The following is a 16,037-nucleotide window of genomic DNA, read 5'->3' as shown; positions in this document are numbered from 1 at the left end:
TAAAAAGAGATTACGTGGTTTTCAATTCTGGCACGATGATTGCTTTTTATTTCAGTAGTAAGTCATTTTTAAGCGTAGAGGCAAAATATGGCCATTTCTTTTAACAACGCACTGGGAATCCACCAATACACGGTGGGCGTTCGTGAGCGTAATGCTGAGGTTATCTCAAGCAATATCGCACAAGCGAATACTCCAGGCTATAAAGCGAAAGGAATGGACTTTGATAAAGCACTTCAGGCGGCAACGTCGGGGGCAAGCTTTGGTCTTAACCGGACTAATGATCGGCATATTGCTGCCACTACCACAGTGACTGGGGAAACGATGTACCGTTTGCCGACTCAGCCGGATACCGGTGACGGCAACACGGTGGATGTGGATCTGGAGCGTAACTTGTTTATGCAGAACCAGATTCGCCATCAGGCATCTCTGGATTTCTTAGGAAGTAAATTTAAAAACTTAACTAAGGCCATTAAAGGGGAATAATTAGATGAGCTTATTTAACGTCTTCAACGTGACTGGTTCTGCGATGAGTGCTGAATCTGTTCGTCTAAATACAACCTCAAGTAACCTGGCGAACGCCGACAGTGTGAGTGGGTCAGCTAAAGAAACCTACAAAGCGCGTCATGCGGTGTTTGGTGCCGAGTTAAGTAAAGCAAAATACAACCGAGACCATAATGTACCAGTAAAGGTATTGGGTATTGTTGAAAGCGATAAACCTCTACAGGCTGAGTACAACCCGGATCACCCATTGGCGAACGACGAAGGCTATATCTACAAGCCCAACGTTAACGTAATGGAAGAAATGGCGAATATGATTTCTGCCTCAAGGGCATATCAGACTAATGTGCAGTTGGCTGACGCAAGTAAACAGATGTTGCTGCGTACACTGCAGATGGGTCAATAAGGAGATAGCGTAATGGCAATCAACAACAATGTTGGTCAAAGCGGTTTGTCCTATGTTGATCAGCTTAAAAGTCTACAAGAGCAGAATAAGCCAAATGAGACAACAGGTAAGCAGGATCTTAAACAAGAAGATTTCTTATCTCTGCTCACGAAGCAACTTGCTCAACAAGACCCTTTTAAGCCGGTCAGCAATGATCAAATGATTGCGCAAATGGCCTCATTTGCGACCGTCGATGGTATTAACAAGATGAATGGTCAGTTTGAAAGCTTAAATTCATCAATGACCTCTAATCAGGCACTGCAGGCATCATCACTGGTAGGGCGTGATGTTCTGGTTCCTGGTGCGGCAGGTGTTAAACAAGATAATGCTGGTATGGCGGCAATGGTGAAGCTTCCTCAGGCGGTAGATAACCTGTTTGTTCGTGTAGAAGATCAGCTTGGTCAGTTAGTTCGTACCATTGATATGGGCGCAACCCCGTCCGGTGAGAACCGGATCGAATGGGACGGAAAAGATGAAAACGGTAATCCATTGCCGGCCGGTAAGTACAACGTGAAAGCTTCAGGTTTGCTTGATGGGAAAAACACAGAGTTTGATGTGTCGACCTATGCAAACGTGAACAGTGTACTTCTGGGTAAAGGTGACGGAAATGTACTGCTCAATCTGGCTGGTTTTGATTCGCCAGTTCGACTTGCTGAAGTACTCGAAGTTGGCAAAGCGTAATAACGCTGGCTAGATAGGAGATTTGAAATGTCATATGTTGCTTTAAGTGGTTTGGCTGCAGCTCAGTTAGACCTGAATACGACCAGTAATAACATCGCTAACGCCAACACATACGGCTTTAAAGAGTCGCGAGCTGAGTTTGGTGATGTTTATTCTAAATCTATTTTTACCAACGCGAAAACCACTCCCGGTGGTGGTGTTCAGGCTGCAAAAGTTGCTCAGCAATTTCACGAAGGTTCCAGTGTTTATACAAATAATCCAATGGATTTGCGTGTTAGCGGTACTGGCTTTTTCGCGGTATCCAAAGATCGTATGAACCCTGCTCAAAGTGAATTGACTCGTAACGGTGCTTTTCACCTGAACAAAGATAACTATATGGTGACTTCAAATGAAGAGTACTTGCTTGGTTATCAGGTGAATCCGGATACCGGAGATGTACTTTCTTACGAGCCTTCACCGCTGAATGTTCCGGCAGAGTTTGGTAAACCAAAGCAGACTTCTAATATTGAAGTAGGGGTTAACCTGCCGGCAAACGGCAAGTTGCATGACCCGGCATTGTTTGATTTTACTGATAAAGAAACATATAACCGTTCAACATCGTCAACCATTTATGATTCTATGGGTCAGTCTTATAAGTTAACCACTTATTATCTGAAAGATATGACTCAGCCAAACACCTGGCAGACTTATTACACGGTTACTGACCGGGAAGGTGAGAAGCCACTTAACATTACTGGTGGTGATGCGACGAATGCAACGGGGCATGTTGGTCATACCATGAAGTTTAACAACGATGGTACCCTGGCAAGTCTGAACAACGGTCAGCCGATTGTCTCCGATCCGCTGGGCGCTGGTACGCCACCGGTTAACCTGAATGGTGGTGATCCCACTCAGATTCTGAACTTTGGCCTGGATGCGGCCACCCAGTTTGCTGCTCCGTTTGAGCTGACTAAGTTTGATGAAGATGGTGCGACCACCGGTTTCCTGACTAAGCTGGATTTCGATGAAAACGGTAGTGTATTGGGTACCTACTCAAATGGTGAGAGTGTGACGCTGGGCCGTGTTGCTCTGGCTCGGGTAGCCAATGAAGCCGGGCTGGATAAGAAAGGTGGCACGCAGTGGGATTCCACTCAGATGTCCGGTGATAAGATCTGGGGTGAATCAAATAAAGGTTCTTTCGGTACAGTGAGTAACGGTGCGCTGGAACAGTCAAACATTGATATGACTCAGGAGCTGGTGGATCTGATTTCTGCACAGCGCAACTTCCAGGCGAACTCCCGTTCTCTTGAAGTGCATAACCAGACACAACAGACTATCCTGCAAATCCGTTAATCTTGATGCCAATTTACCTGGCTGAGGTATTGAGTATTGGCAGAGCATCTTCGCTCTGCTGATCTCTTATCTCAACTGGCGGATACTTAGAGCCTTGCCGGTGGCAGTATTGCCGTAAAGAGCGGCAAAAAACGGTATCCGAACTTGCCTTTTAAGACGATTTTTCGTTCTCTTCTTTTATATCTACTTGTTTAATAACTAAAAAATTTATTGGCACACCTATTGCTTTATGAAGATCAGACAGTAATTTTCGGAGCAATATTATGGATCGTGCCCTGTTTCTTGCCATGAGTGGTGCTAAGCAAAATATGCAGGAGATGCAGCTCAGAGCAAATAACCTTGCGAACGTGAGTACCACGGGTTTTCGCGCGGATTTAGCTCAGGCCCGTTCAATGCAGGCCTATGGTGAAGGCCTGCCTTCCCGTGTATTTAGCATGACAGAGCGTCCGGGAAATAATTTTGCTCAGGGCGGTGTGATTACCACTGGTCGTGATCTGGATGTGACTATTGAGGGTGATGGCTGGATTTCTGTACTGGATAAAACCGGGAAAGAAGGCTTAACCCGTAACGGCAATCTGCATATTGATGAAACAGGTTTACTGTCTAATGGAAACGGTCATCTGGTCATTGGAGATAATGGTGCACCGATTACATTGCCGATTCCATTGGCCAAGGTTGAAATTGGTCGTGACGGAACGATTTCTGTTCTGCCTCAGGGGGCCCCGGCGAATGCGATGGAAGAAGTCGACAGAATTAAGCTGGTGCGTCTTGATAATAGTACTTTGTTCAAAGATGCCAATGGCTTGTTTCGCTCTAAGGATCCTGCAGGGCAGTATATTGCCGATGCGGGAGTGAAGCTGATGACAGGTGCGATTGAAGGCAGTAATGTCAACGCCGTTGGTGAAATGACGAATTTAATTGATTTACAGCGTCAGTTTGAAATGCAAGTCAAACTGATGAGCAATGCAGAAGATATGGACAAAGCATCCGATTCTCTGCTGCGTATGGGCTAACAGGTAGATAAGGGGTAAGTTATGAATCCTGCATTATGGGTAAGTAAAACTGGTCTGGACGCGCAGCAGACAAACATCGCAACGATTTCGAATAACCTGGCTAACGCCTCCACCATTGGCTACAAGAAAGGCAGAGCAGTATTTGAGGATCTTTTTTATCAGAATATTAATCAACCGGGTGGTCAGTCTTCTCAGAATACCAAGCTGCCAAGTGGCCTGATGCTGGGTGCGGGTTCAAAGGTGGTTGCCACGCAGAAGATTCATACTAATGGTAATGCCCAGACAACCAATAACAGTCTGGATATGATGATTGAAGGGGATGGTTTTTTCCAGGTCCTGATGCCGGACGGCAATATCGGTTATTCCCGTAACGGTCAGTTTACCCTGAACGACGAAGGTGCCATTGTGACTTCCGGTGCCGGCTATCCGCTTCAGCCTGAGATTGTGATTCCGGATGATGCGATTTCCATTACCGTGGGTAATGACGGTGAAGTATCCGTTCGTGTTCGTGGTCAGCAGGATAACCAGGTGGTTGGTCAGATCACGACAGTTGACTTTATTAACCCGGGTGGTCTGGAGCCTGTAGGGCAGAACTTATACCTGCCGACCGGTGCCAGTGGTGAACCTCAGGAAGGCGTTCCTGGCCTGGAAGGTCTGGGGGATATTCGCCAGTCAATGCTGGAAACTTCTAACGTTAACGTGACAGAAGAGCTGGTGAATATGATTGAAGCTCAACGTGTCTATGAAATGAACTCTAAAGTGATTTCTGCGGTGGATAAAATGCAGAGCTTTGTGAACCAGCAACTGTAATCTGGTTTGTTGCTTATATTGGTAATAGAGAGAGTGCCGCTATGAAACGATTACTTGGATATGTGTTTATTCTGATGCTATCGGGTTGTTCTATGATTCCGCAACAAACCAGTGAGGCCAATCAGCAGGCGACAACGGTTGTGGACGCGATAGAAGGGGATAAGTCAGAAGAACCATCCACCGGGATAGTCGATACGCTTCGCGGCCGAACCGATCCGGTTGCCGGCGACCCTGCCTGGGCTCCGGTTCATCCAACAGAGAAAGCGTCTCATTATGCAGCGGCAACGGGCTCGCTATTCAGTTCCGCCCATGCAAGCAGTTTGTACGATGATTCAAAACCTCACGGAATCGGTGATATCGTCACTGTGAACCTGGAAGAGAAAACGAAAGCGGCGAAAAGTGCCGACGCCGGGTTGACGAAAAGCAATGATGCGTCGATGGATCCGCTTTCTGTTGGTGGTAATGAGCTGAAAGTCGGCGATTATAATTTCTCGTATGCACTTTCTAATAATAACAACTTTACCGGCAACGCCTCTGCGAACCAGAGCAACAGCATCAGCGGATCTATTTCTGTCGAGGTTATTGATGTTCTGGCCAACGGTAATCTGGTTATCCGGGGTGAAAAGTGGCTGACGCTGAATACCGGGGATGAATATATACGCCTGAGCGGCACGATTCGTCCGGATGACATTGACTATGACAATACTATCGCTTCTACCCGCATTTCTAACGCCCGTATTCAATATTCTGGTACCGGAGATCAACAAGATATGCAGGAACCCGGATTCCTGGCACGATTCTTTAATGTATCGCTGTAACTGAACGAACAGTCATATTTTTGGCAACAGGCGAAAGGTTTGCGGTAATGAAGAAGTTAACGGTACTTATTCTTAGCTTATTGATGATGGCGACATCGGCTTATGCAGCAAGAATCAAAGATGTAGCAAAGGTTGCTGGAGTGAGAAGTAACCAGTTGGTTGGCTACGGACTGGTAACCGGCTTGCCGGGAACCGGAGAATCTTCGCCTTTTACCGATCAAAGTTTTAAGGCCATGTTGCAGAACTTTGGTATTCAGTTGCCACCCGGTACCAAGCCAAATGCGAAAAATGTTGCCGCTGTGATTGTGACGGCAGAGATGCCCGCGTTTACCAAACAAGGCCAGCAGATTGATGTGACGGTTTCTTCTATCGGTTCAGCCAAGAGCTTACGTGGCGGCACCCTGCTGCAGACGTTTCTGAAAGGTCTGGATGGCGAAGTGTATGCTGTAGCTCAGGGCAATCTGGTTGTGAGCGGATTCAGTGCTTCGGGGGCTGACGGGTCTAAGCTGGTCGGGAACAACCCGGTTGTCGGTATGATTTCCGGTGGCGGTATGGTGGAACGAGAAATCCCGAACCCATTTGGCCGTGGTGACTATATTACTTTTAACCTGCTTGAATCTGATTTTACGACCGCTCAGCGTATGGCTGACGCCGTTAATAATTTTCTTGGCCCTCAAATGGCTTCTCCTGTTGATGCGACTTCGGTAAAAATTCGTGCTCCACGCGATATCAGTCAGCGGGTGGCTTTCCTTTCGGCAGTTGAAAATCTGGAATTTAATCCGGCAGAAAGTGCGGCAAAAATTATTGTTAATTCCCGTACCGGTACTATTGTGGTTGGTCAGCATGTACGGCTGAAACCTGCCGCGGTCACACACGGCGGCATGACCGTAGCCATTAAAGAAAACCTGAGCGTCAGCCAGCCAAATGCGCTGTCACAGGGACAGACTACCGTTGTACCCGATTCAAATATTCAGGTGACGGAAGGATCAGGCAAGATGTTTAAGTTCGAGCCGGGGCTGACACTCGATGATCTGGTTCGTGCGGTAAACGAAGTGGGCGCAGCGCCATCCGATCTTATGGCTATCCTTCAGGCTCTGAAACAGGCGGGAGCGATTGAAGGCCAGTTGATCATTATTTAAGGGGGCGTGTTGTGGTAAAGAATGCAAATGATATCGGCTTTATTCATGATATTGCCAGCCTGGATAAACTGCGTCGGAACGCCATTAATGGTGATAAGGGTGATGAGAAAGCAGCACTGAAAGCGGCGGCTAAACAGTTTGAATCTATTTTCACCAACATGTTGTTTAAGTCGATGCGCGACGCCAATGCGACGTTTGAGTCTGATCTGATGAAGAGTCCGAATCAGGATTTTTATCGCCAGATGCGGGATGAGCAGATGGCCAGCGAACTGAGTGCCTCTGGCTCTCTTGGGCTGGCGGATATGATTGTTGCTCAGTTGGGTGCCGGTATGGAAAGTGACGATTCAGAAGTTGCCATGCGTGAAGCGGCTCTGAGCAGTATTAAGCGTATGCCGGTTTCTCGTCAACGAGCGGAAAAAGCGGCTGATGACACTTTGCAGATAATGCGCAGTGCTCAAACTGAGAAAGCTTCCCAGCCACAACCGAGTGTCTTTGAATCTCCAGAACATTTTGTTCAGTCAATGAAACCTTACGCGGAAAAAGCAGCAAAATCGCTGGGTGTTGATCCTTCTCTGTTACTGGCTCAGGCGGCTCTGGAAACAGGCTGGGGTCAGAAGGTGGTCAAAAACTCTCAGGGTAGCAGCAATAACCTGTTTAACATTAAAGCAGATCGTAGCTGGAAGGGTGACAAAGTCGCCACGCAGACTCTGGAATTTCATGACAATGTTCCGGTTCAGGAACGTGCCGCATTCCGTTCTTACCCGACGTATCAGGAAAGTTTTAACGACTTCGTCCGTTTCCTTAATCAGAACCCGAGGTATGAGACGGCGCTCGCTCAAAACGGTAATTCTGAGTCTTTTATCCGCGGCATTCACAAAGCCGGTTATGCCACTGATCCGAATTATGCCGATAAGGTGTTAAACGTGAAGGCAAGAATTGACCGGATGTAAGAGTTTAGATTTCAGAGCGCTTCGCTTTGAGATTACAGAGACTAGATCGCTGCGCTGCTAGAGACTATAAAACCAGACTCGTTAAAGGTCGCTACGCTTCTAGGGCTAAGGCGTTAACCCGTGTTGTTGCTTGGTCCGATAACAGTCAGCAGTACTATGACACTCAGTTTAACCCCTTAATCCTTTTCCTTCATGCCTTTTGGTAACGGGGGAACCAATGCTGTTCTGTAATCTTAAAGCGAAGCGCTCTGTATTCTCTTTATAACCAATGAATTATTGGGTTTTATAGCCTCTAGTTTCTCGTCTCTAGCCTCTTGTTTTGCCCTTGGCACACATATTGCAAATTAATTACATAGATAAACTATCTTAACGTATTTAATCTCGTTGTGTTGGGGGCTTTATGGCATCGGATTTGTTGAATGTTGGTACTCAGAGCGTTATGACCGCTCAGAGACAACTCAACACCACAGGTCATAACATTTCAAATGCCAATACCGAAGGCTATAGTCGCCAGTCGGTCATTCAGGGCACCAATATGCCGAGACAGTTTGGTGGCCAGAACTACGGTATGGGCGTGCATGTGGAAAATGTTCGCCGCTCCTGGGATCAGTTTGCCGTCAACGAGCTAAATTCATCCACAACCGAATTTAATAAGCGCAGTGATACCGAACTGAATCTGGAAGAACTGACCAGCCTCCTGTCTTCGGAGGCCTCAACAAAGATCCCGGAAAACCTGAACGAATGGTTTGATGCCGTTAAGACTCTGACTCAGAACCCGAATGACCTTGGCGCACGTAAAGTGGTGCTGGAAAAGGCCGATCTTATCACCCGTAGTATGAACAATTTCTATGAGGTGGTGCGGCAACAAGCGGCAAATACCAACAAAAAATTAGATGTTGCCGTCGAGAGGATGAATCAAATTGCCGTCGAGATCCGGGATATTCACCGCCTGATGATGCGTACCCCCGGGCCCCATAATGACCTGATGGACACGCACGAAAAACTGGTTAAAGAACTGTCCGAATACACCAAAGTGACGGTCACAAAACGGGAAAATAACGAAGGGTTCAACGTTCATATCGGTAATGGTCACACTCTGGTCTCCGGTACAGAAGCCAGCAAGCTGACTATGGTGCACGGCTCTCCGGACGCCAACCAGCGGCAGCTGGCTCTGGTGGAAGGCAAAGGGGTTAAAGTCATCACCGATAAAGGTATCAATGGCCGTCTGTCTTCACTATTTAAGATGCGTGATGAACTTGTACCGTTTGTACAGGATGAGCTTGGCCGTGTCTCCACCTCTATGGCCTATGAAGTTAACAATCTTCAGGCTCACGGTCTGGACATGCGGGGTGATGTGGGTGCGCTAATGTTCACTGACGTTAACTCTGATGCGATGCAGAAATCCCGCGTGATTCAGGATAAACATTCTGACGCGGATCTTCGGGTAGAAATAGAAGACATCAGCTTGCTGCAAGGCGGAGATTACTCTCTTCGTTACGATGGCAGTGACTACACACTCATTAAGCCGAATGGCGACACAATGATCCTGGAGCCCCGGTCTTACGACGACAAACTGGTATTTGATGGCCTGGCAATTGATGTGAGAGAGCCACCGCGTGCCGGAGAAAAGCTGATAATTCGCCCGGTTCGCAATGGGGCGGAACAGTTACAGCTGATGATTAACGACCCTGAGCAGATAGCGGCACAAAGTTATGAAAGTTCCGCCACATTTGAACGTGGTGAAGCCAGCTTTAAAGTTGTGAATGCCGGTGATCTGAAAGAGTTTCAGGTTTTGGTTTCGCCTAAGGGTGACCAGTTTGCCGTACTGGATATGAAAGGTAACGTGATACTTAAGCCTCAGGCTTATCCGCCGGAGGGGGCCGTTACGGTTTATCCTCCCGAGGGGATGCTAAAAGAAAACGGAGAGCCAGCGACAGAAGCGACCTCCTTTATTCTTACTGCGGGCGCGGTTGCCGATGACCGTTTTGCGGCAAATTTAGTCCGCTCTGAAGGGGATAACGGTAACCTTCTGAAGATGCAGGATATTGGTACGGATAAAAAACTGAATGCCGGCAGTTCTACTCTGATCGATGTTTATCATGATTTGAATACTGAAATGGGGTTGAAAAAATCGACCTCTGAACGGCTGACAGACGTTGCACGCCTGGAAAAAGAATCCGCCGAGGAACGCATTGCTTCTATATCCGGGGTTAACCTGGATGAAGAGGCGGCGAATATGATGCGTTTCCAGCAAGCCTATATGGCCTCTTCCCGGGTGATGCAGGCGGCGAATGATACCTTTAACACGATTCTGCAGTTGAGATAGGAGGCAAGTAGATGGTTGGTCGAATTGCAAGCTTCCACAGTTATCAGGCTGTACAGAATGACCTGAGAAAGCAGGAAGTTAAAATCCAGCATAATCAGGAGCAACTGGCTTCTGGTAAAAAATTGCTGAACTCCAGCGATGATCCTCTGGCAACCCATTACCTGCAGAATATCGGTCAGCAGGAAGAGCAGTTACGTCAGTATATGGATGCCATTGTACTGGTGCGTAACCGTCTCGAATATAACGAAGTGCTGATAGCCAATTCGGAAGAGCAGGTCGATACCGCGAAGCGTACCGTGATGGAAATGATCAACGGTGCGCATTCAGAAGAAGACCGGATAGCGAAAGCTCGTGAGCTGCAAGAAATTTTCACTAACTTATTGAGTACGGCAAACAGTCAGGACGAGTTAGGCAACTATATCTTTGCCGGTACTAAGTCCAAGACTCAGCCTTTTTTCCGTAACAGTGCAAATGAAGTGACCTATGCGGGTGACCCTTATCACCGGAATATGAAGATTTCCAATCAGATTGAAATGAAGATTAATGACCCCGGTAATGCGGTTTTTACTGAGGTAGATAATCCTTTTGGTGATTATTCTCCGGAATATCAACTGCAGGAAGGATCTGAACTTCTGCTGGAACATGCGACGAATGATTTTTCACTGGTCTCTGATAACGTGCCTGCTGATGAAAAGCCGGAATACACCGTCACTTTTGTAGACTGGGGAGATGGTGGTTACGGCTACCAACTGGAAGAAGACGGCAGTGTGGTTGCCGCAGATAAGCTGGACCTAAAGGAAGGTATTCAGTACGAAAATCTGAAAATTAAACTGAAAGGGCAGATTAGTGCCGGTGACAGCATCACTTTAAAGGCAAAGCAGAAAGTGAGTGTGTTCGATTCCCTGAAAGGGGCGATTGATATGCAGGATGCCTCAGTTTCTGATGCGTCAGCTACCGCTGACTTACACCGAATAACCGAAGAGCTGAACGCCGGTTTTGTTCATTTGACCAAAGTCGAGACAGATTTGGGTTCACGGATGAAAACGCTCGATATCCAGGAAGATCAGCATGAAGACTTTAAGCTGGCTCTGGCAAAATCAAGAAGCAGCTTTGAAGACCTGGACTATGCCCAGGCGGTCGTTGATTTTAATGAAAACTCACTGGCACTGGAAGCTTCACAGAAAGCGTTCGGCAAGGTGAAAGGTCTGACACTGTTTAACTATTTGAATTAATTTTTCTGAATGAACCCCTGACTACAGCCTTATGTGCTTATGCCATATGTGCGGTCAGAAATAATGTCAGCAGGAGAAAGGACACAAATAGGTAAAGCAGGGTGTTGCCGGGCGGCACAGCAAAATGCGGCAAAGCTTGCCGGTTAAAAAATTGCCGCTTTTTTAGGTTAGAGCAGACAGAAAAAATTCAGAGGGTAGCTATCAGTTGTGTTAACTCCTTGTATATTAATAAGTTAAACTTGATTCTAAATTTTTTCAAAAGAGTTTTTAAAAATGGCACGCTACTTGTATATATGTAAGTAAGTTTATGAAGACATATTGAATCGGGTCGTGTTACCGGATTCAGCAAGTAAATACTCGGTCAGTGCTTATCCAAATGAGACTATAGCTGGCCGCTTCGCAGAAAGCTTGCGAACTCAAAAGGAGAGCAAAAATGGCTGTTACAGTAAGTACTAACGTTGCGGCAATGACATCCCAGCGCTATCTGAACAAAGCGACAGATAACCTGAATACCTCTATGGAGCGGTTATCTTCCGGGCATAAGATCAATAGCGCAAAAGATGATGCTGCTGGCTTGCAAATTTCTAACCGATTAAAAGCACAGTCCCGAGGCCTGGACGTGGCAATGAGAAACGCGAACGACGGTATCTCTATTGCTCAGACAGCAGAAGGTGCGATGAATGAATCTACCGCTATCCTTCAGCGTATGCGTGATCTGTCGCTACAATCTGCTAACGGCTCTAACTCAATGTCCGAGCGTCAGGCGATTAACGAAGAAGTGAATGCGCTTCAGGATGAGCTGAACCGTATCGCGGAAACAACCTCATTTGGTGGTCGTCGTTTGCTGAATGGCTCCTTTGGTGAGGCGGCCTTCCAGATTGGTTCTAACTCTGGTGAAGCGATGATCATGGGGTTAACCAGTATTCGTGCTGATGATTACCGCATGGGGGGCGCATCATTCTTTGCTTCACTTCCGGAAGGTGAAACCATCAGTAAAGACTGGGGTGTTCCGGCTGAAGCCAATGATCTTACCTTTACCTTGGCCGGTGCTGGTGAAGGTGGTGAAGACCTCGTTATCGATATTCAGGCTAAAGCGGGTGATGATATCGAAGAACTGGCAACCTATATCAACGGCCAGACCGATAAGCTAAAAGCATCGGTTGGTGAAAACGGTATGTTACAGGTTTTCGTTGCTACGCCGGACTTGGCTGACGGCCTGAATATTTCTGGCGGGCTTGCCAGTGAAATTGGCCTGGCGGGAGCGGAAGCGGTGACGACGACCACACAGGACATTGACGTAACCTCTGTAAAAGGTGCTCAGAATGCGGTCGGTATTCTGGACTCGGCTCTGAAATATGTGGACAGCCAGCGAGCTGATCTGGGTGCGAAGCAGAACCGTCTGAGCCACAGTATTAATAACCTGGCAAACATCCAGGAAAACGTGGAAGCGTCGAAGAGCCGAATCAAAGACACGGATTTTGCGAAAGAAACAACAGAATTAACGAAAAACCAGATTTTGCAACAGGCAGGTACTTCCATACTTGCTCAAGCAAAACAGTTGCCGAACTCTGCAATGTCACTACTTCAGTAATGATCATTACAGAACTAGCCAACGTTTACATTAACAGAGGGTACAGACGTGGACCCTCTCGTAAAAAGAGGCTATTTGGCAACCGCATTATTAATAGGATAGTTGGAGGCTCTCTCACTCTCACTTGCTGATAATTTGAATATTACTAATGCACCCGCATAGCCGGTTATGTGACATTTCTCTCGATCTCCACATAGGCACCTGGCTTGCAACCAGCCCCAGTTCTCTCAAAGGATGGGGCTTTTCTCTTTTCTGCGCCCCCTGCTTGCTTAAACCTGAGTATTCTGTTTACCGTTGGCTGCGCTATCTAAGCAAGACTTGAATCGGCTTCTGGAAATATTTGGTGTCATTTCAGCGGCGATTCGATCACTAAATATGTGAAATGGATCGCATCATATCGACAGCCTCTTTCCAATCTTTAGTCTTTTTTTCTCATTCTGCGTCTTTTTTCAAAAAAAACTGCCTTTTGAAAAAAAATCGGAAAATTTTCTAAAGGATCGATTCTTCGCGCCGTTAATGAAAGTAACTTTGAGAGAACTACTTGGTTTTCCGAGACGTCGGAAACCGAAATACCGGAAAATCAATTGGAGAAATCACCATGGCAGTTAATGTAAATACCAACGTATCAGCAATGACAGCACAACGTCACCTGAACAGTGCAGCAAGCGACCTGAACAAATCTATGGAGCGTTTGTCTTCAGGCTTCAAAATCAACAGTGCAAAAGACGATGCAGCAGGTCTGCAAATCTCGAACCGTTTGAATGTACAAAGCCGTGGCCTGGATGTTGCCGTACGTAACGCGAACGACGGCGTGTCAATCGCCCAAACTGCTGAAGGTGCGATGAAAGAAACCACCAGTATTCTGCATCGTATGCGTGACCTGTCACTGCAGTCAGCGAACGGCGCGAATACAAAAGCAGACCGGGTTGCGATTCAGGAAGAAGTGGTAGCACTGAATGATGAGCTGAACCGTATTGCAGAAACCACATCTTTCGGTGGTAACAAACTGTTGAATGGTACTCACGGCACAAAATCTTTCCAGATTGGCGCAGATAACGGCGAAGCAGTTATGCTGACGTTGAGAGATATGCGTTCTGATAATCAGATGATGGGTGGTTCCAGCTACGTAGCGGAAAGCGGAAAAGATGAAAACTGGACAGTACAGTCTGATGCATCAGACCTGACCATGACTCTGACAGACTCATTTGGTGAACAGCAGGAAATCACTGTTAACGCTAAAGCAGGTGATGATATTGAAGAGCTGGCGACCTACATCAATGGTCAGCAGGATCTGGTAAAAGCCTCTATCAATGAAGATGGTCAGCTACAGGTATTTGCCGGCAATAACAATGTTCAGGGCGATGTTTCCTTCTCTGGTGGCCTGGCTGGTGAACTGGGTATGAGCGGTGCTCAGGCCGTCACGGTTGATGATATCGATGTCACTTCAGTAGGTGGGGCTCAGGAATCCGTTGCTATCGTTGATGCGGCACTGAAATACGTGGACAGCCACCGTTCAGAGCTGGGTGCATTCCAGAACCGCTTCGAACATGCGATGAACAACCTGGATAACATCAACGAGAACGTGAACGCTTCGAAGAGCCGGATCAAAGACACAGACTTTGCCAAAGAAACGACCTCGATGACCAAGTCTCAGATCCTGCAGCAGGCTTCAACGTCAATTCTTGCTCAGGCGAAGCAGGCACCAAACTCAGCACTGAGTCTGCTGGGCTAATAAAGTCAATACAGCAAGTGATATCAAACCCGGCCATTGGTCGGGTTTTTGTTTTTTTGCTAAAAACGTGACTCTGATCGGGTAATTTACCCCTTAGTCAAAAAAATGAGAAAAAAGCTAAATTTCTCCTAAAGGATTCATTTTGACCGCCGTTAACGGGAATGAGAGAAATGAAAAACGATGTGCTGGAGCGAGGTGAGAGACGCAAAGGCCATCATCCCAATGCCTAAGGAGATCTATTATGGCAATATCTGTAAACACAAACGTGTCTGCAATGACCGCTCAACGGCATCTCGACAGTGCTGCAAATGGTCTGAATAAATCGATGGAACGCCTGTCTTCAGGTTATAAAATCAACAGTGCCAAAGATGACGCTGCTGGTCTACAAATTACCAATCGACTCACTTCCCAAAGCCGTGGCTTAGACATGGCAGTTCGTAACGCAAATGACGGTATCTCTATTGCACAGACTGCAGAAGGTGCAATGAAAGAGACGACTAACATTCTTCAGCGTATGCGAGACTTGTCACTACAGTCTTCAAACGGTTCTAACAGCCGCTCAGAGCGTGTCGCGATTCAGGAAGAAGTATCGGCTCTTAATGATGAACTGAACCGCATTGCCGAAACCACCTCTTTTGGTGGTAACAAACTACTTAACGGTAGCTTTGGTTCTCAATCATTCCAGATCGGCGCAAGCTCTGGTGAAGCGGTACAGCTAAAAATGAACAATATGCGTACTGATACCATGGATATGGGTGGCCAGAACTACATGGCCGGTGAAGCAAAAGACGCAAGCTGGACGGTGGGTGCGGGCTCTGATCTGACGCTGGCTTATACCACTAAGCAGGGTGAAGAGAAAGAAGTTACGATCAACGCTGTTGAGGGCGATAACATCGAAGAACTGGCGACGTATATTAATGGTCAGCAGAGCGATGTAAAAGCGTCAGTGAGTGAAGATGGCAACCTACAGGTATTTGCATCAACACAAACCATTCAGGATGGTTCTGTTGCACTTGGCGGTTCACTTGCCGGTGAACTGGATATGGGTGAAGGTCAGCAGATGACAGTCAATGATATCGATGTGACAACCGTTGCTGGTTCTCAGCAGGCGATGTCTATCATTGATGGCGCACTGAAGAGTGTGGACAGTGAGCGGGCATCTCTGGGTGCATTCCAGAACCGTTTTGGCCATGCGATCAACAACCTGGAAAACATTAACGAAAACGTTAATGCATCCAGAAGCCGAATTCTGGATACAGATTTTGCTAAAGAAACAACCCAGATGACAAAATCGCAGATCCTGCAGAATGCGAGTACATCGGTTCTTGCTCAGGCAAAACAAAGTCCGACGGCAGCTCTGAGCTTATTGGGATAATAAGTAGGTTGGGGTAGGGTTATCTGACCCTAAACTTACTATTAGATGATAAACTTACTGTATAGGGTAAGAGGATCATCTACCCAGAAGGTGGA

At 47.0% G+C, this 16,037-nt stretch carries 14 protein-coding genes; all 14 read left to right on the top strand.

The genetic code is table 11. The annotated features are described in order from the left end of the window. Positions 1–87: 87 nt before the first annotated feature. Positions 88–483 carry a flagellar basal body rod protein FlgB gene (gene flgB / locus DI392_RS02280; RefSeq protein WP_109318282.1) on the top strand — a complete coding sequence of 132 codons (396 nt, stop codon included), beginning with the start codon at positions 88–90 and terminating at the stop codon, positions 481–483. Between the two features lie 4 nt (positions 484–487). After that, the gene (gene flgC, locus DI392_RS02275) at positions 488–904 is read left to right on the top strand and encodes a flagellar basal body rod protein FlgC (RefSeq protein ID WP_109318281.1); all 417 of its coding nucleotides are present in this window, start codon (positions 488–490) and stop codon (positions 902–904) included. A 12-nt stretch (positions 905–916) separates the two neighbouring features. Then, complete coding sequence (flgD, locus tag DI392_RS02270; RefSeq protein WP_109318280.1) at positions 917–1,624, top strand: flagellar hook assembly protein FlgD; 708 nt, start codon at positions 917–919, stop codon at positions 1,622–1,624. Between the two features lie 27 nt (positions 1,625–1,651). Next, a complete protein-coding gene (gene flgE, locus DI392_RS02265) occupies positions 1,652–2,956 on the top strand; it encodes a flagellar hook protein FlgE (protein ID WP_109318279.1) in 1,305 nt (434 codons plus the stop codon). A 263-nt stretch (positions 2,957–3,219) separates the two neighbouring features. After that, positions 3,220–3,969: a flagellar basal body rod protein FlgF gene (locus tag DI392_RS02260; protein ID WP_109318278.1), complete on the top strand. Its 750-nt coding sequence runs from the start codon at positions 3,220–3,222 to the stop codon at positions 3,967–3,969. 21 nt (positions 3,970–3,990) lie between these two features. Next, positions 3,991–4,779: a flagellar basal-body rod protein FlgG gene (gene flgG, locus DI392_RS02255; protein WP_109318277.1), complete on the top strand. Its 789-nt coding sequence runs from the start codon at positions 3,991–3,993 to the stop codon at positions 4,777–4,779. A gap of 41 nt (positions 4,780–4,820) precedes the next feature. After that, positions 4,821–5,597 carry a flagellar basal body L-ring protein FlgH gene (gene flgH / locus DI392_RS02250; RefSeq protein ID WP_109318276.1) on the top strand — a complete coding sequence of 259 codons (777 nt, stop codon included), beginning with the start codon at positions 4,821–4,823 and terminating at the stop codon, positions 5,595–5,597. 47 nt (positions 5,598–5,644) lie between these two features. After that, positions 5,645–6,736: a flagellar basal body P-ring protein FlgI gene (locus DI392_RS02245; RefSeq protein WP_109318275.1), complete on the top strand. Its 1,092-nt coding sequence runs from the start codon at positions 5,645–5,647 to the stop codon at positions 6,734–6,736. An 11-nt stretch (positions 6,737–6,747) separates the two neighbouring features. Next, entirely contained in the window at positions 6,748–7,686 is a 939-nt protein-coding gene (gene flgJ / locus DI392_RS02240) for a flagellar assembly peptidoglycan hydrolase FlgJ (RefSeq protein WP_109318274.1), read from the top strand. A gap of 400 nt (positions 7,687–8,086) precedes the next feature. Then, positions 8,087–10,012 carry a flagellar hook-associated protein FlgK gene (flgK, locus tag DI392_RS02235; protein WP_109318273.1) on the top strand — a complete coding sequence of 642 codons (1,926 nt, stop codon included), beginning with the start codon at positions 8,087–8,089 and terminating at the stop codon, positions 10,010–10,012. An 11-nt stretch (positions 10,013–10,023) separates the two neighbouring features. After that, entirely contained in the window at positions 10,024–11,244 is a 1,221-nt protein-coding gene (gene flgL / locus DI392_RS02230) for a flagellar hook-associated protein FlgL (RefSeq protein WP_109318272.1), read from the top strand. A 433-nt stretch (positions 11,245–11,677) separates the two neighbouring features. Continuing rightward, on the top strand, positions 11,678–12,835 hold the full coding sequence (locus DI392_RS02225) for a flagellin (protein WP_109318271.1): 1,158 nt from the start codon (positions 11,678–11,680) through the stop codon (positions 12,833–12,835). 598 nt (positions 12,836–13,433) lie between these two features. After that, a complete protein-coding gene (locus tag DI392_RS02220; RefSeq protein ID WP_109318270.1) occupies positions 13,434–14,567 on the top strand; it encodes a flagellin in 1,134 nt (377 codons plus the stop codon). A 241-nt stretch (positions 14,568–14,808) separates the two neighbouring features. After that, positions 14,809–15,942 carry a flagellin gene (locus DI392_RS02215; RefSeq protein WP_109318269.1) on the top strand — a complete coding sequence of 378 codons (1,134 nt, stop codon included), beginning with the start codon at positions 14,809–14,811 and terminating at the stop codon, positions 15,940–15,942. The last annotated feature ends 95 nt before the right edge of the window (positions 15,943–16,037 follow it).

Source organism: Vibrio albus (assembly GCF_003144035.1).
Lineage (GTDB): Bacteria > Pseudomonadota > Gammaproteobacteria > Enterobacterales > Vibrionaceae > Vibrio > Vibrio albus.
This window is presented reverse-complemented; position numbering and strand designations above follow the sequence as displayed.

Coding starts and splice junctions, on each gene's coding strand:
- flgB (WP_109318282.1), top strand. CDS start 88: ATGGCCATTTCTTTTAACAACGCACTGGGAATCCACCAATACACGGTG.
- flgC (WP_109318281.1), top strand. CDS start 488: ATGAGCTTATTTAACGTCTTCAACGTGACTGGTTCTGCGATGAGTGCT.
- flgD (WP_109318280.1), top strand. CDS start 917: ATGGCAATCAACAACAATGTTGGTCAAAGCGGTTTGTCCTATGTTGAT.
- flgE (WP_109318279.1), top strand. CDS start 1,652: ATGTCATATGTTGCTTTAAGTGGTTTGGCTGCAGCTCAGTTAGACCTG.
- DI392_RS02260 (WP_109318278.1), top strand. CDS start 3,220: ATGGATCGTGCCCTGTTTCTTGCCATGAGTGGTGCTAAGCAAAATATG.
- flgG (WP_109318277.1), top strand. CDS start 3,991: ATGAATCCTGCATTATGGGTAAGTAAAACTGGTCTGGACGCGCAGCAG.
- flgH (WP_109318276.1), top strand. CDS start 4,821: ATGAAACGATTACTTGGATATGTGTTTATTCTGATGCTATCGGGTTGT.
- DI392_RS02245 (WP_109318275.1), top strand. CDS start 5,645: ATGAAGAAGTTAACGGTACTTATTCTTAGCTTATTGATGATGGCGACA.
- flgK (WP_109318273.1), top strand. CDS start 8,087: ATGGCATCGGATTTGTTGAATGTTGGTACTCAGAGCGTTATGACCGCT.
- flgL (WP_109318272.1), top strand. CDS start 10,024: ATGGTTGGTCGAATTGCAAGCTTCCACAGTTATCAGGCTGTACAGAAT.
- DI392_RS02225 (WP_109318271.1), top strand. CDS start 11,678: ATGGCTGTTACAGTAAGTACTAACGTTGCGGCAATGACATCCCAGCGC.
- DI392_RS02220 (WP_109318270.1), top strand. CDS start 13,434: ATGGCAGTTAATGTAAATACCAACGTATCAGCAATGACAGCACAACGT.
- DI392_RS02215 (WP_109318269.1), top strand. CDS start 14,809: ATGGCAATATCTGTAAACACAAACGTGTCTGCAATGACCGCTCAACGG.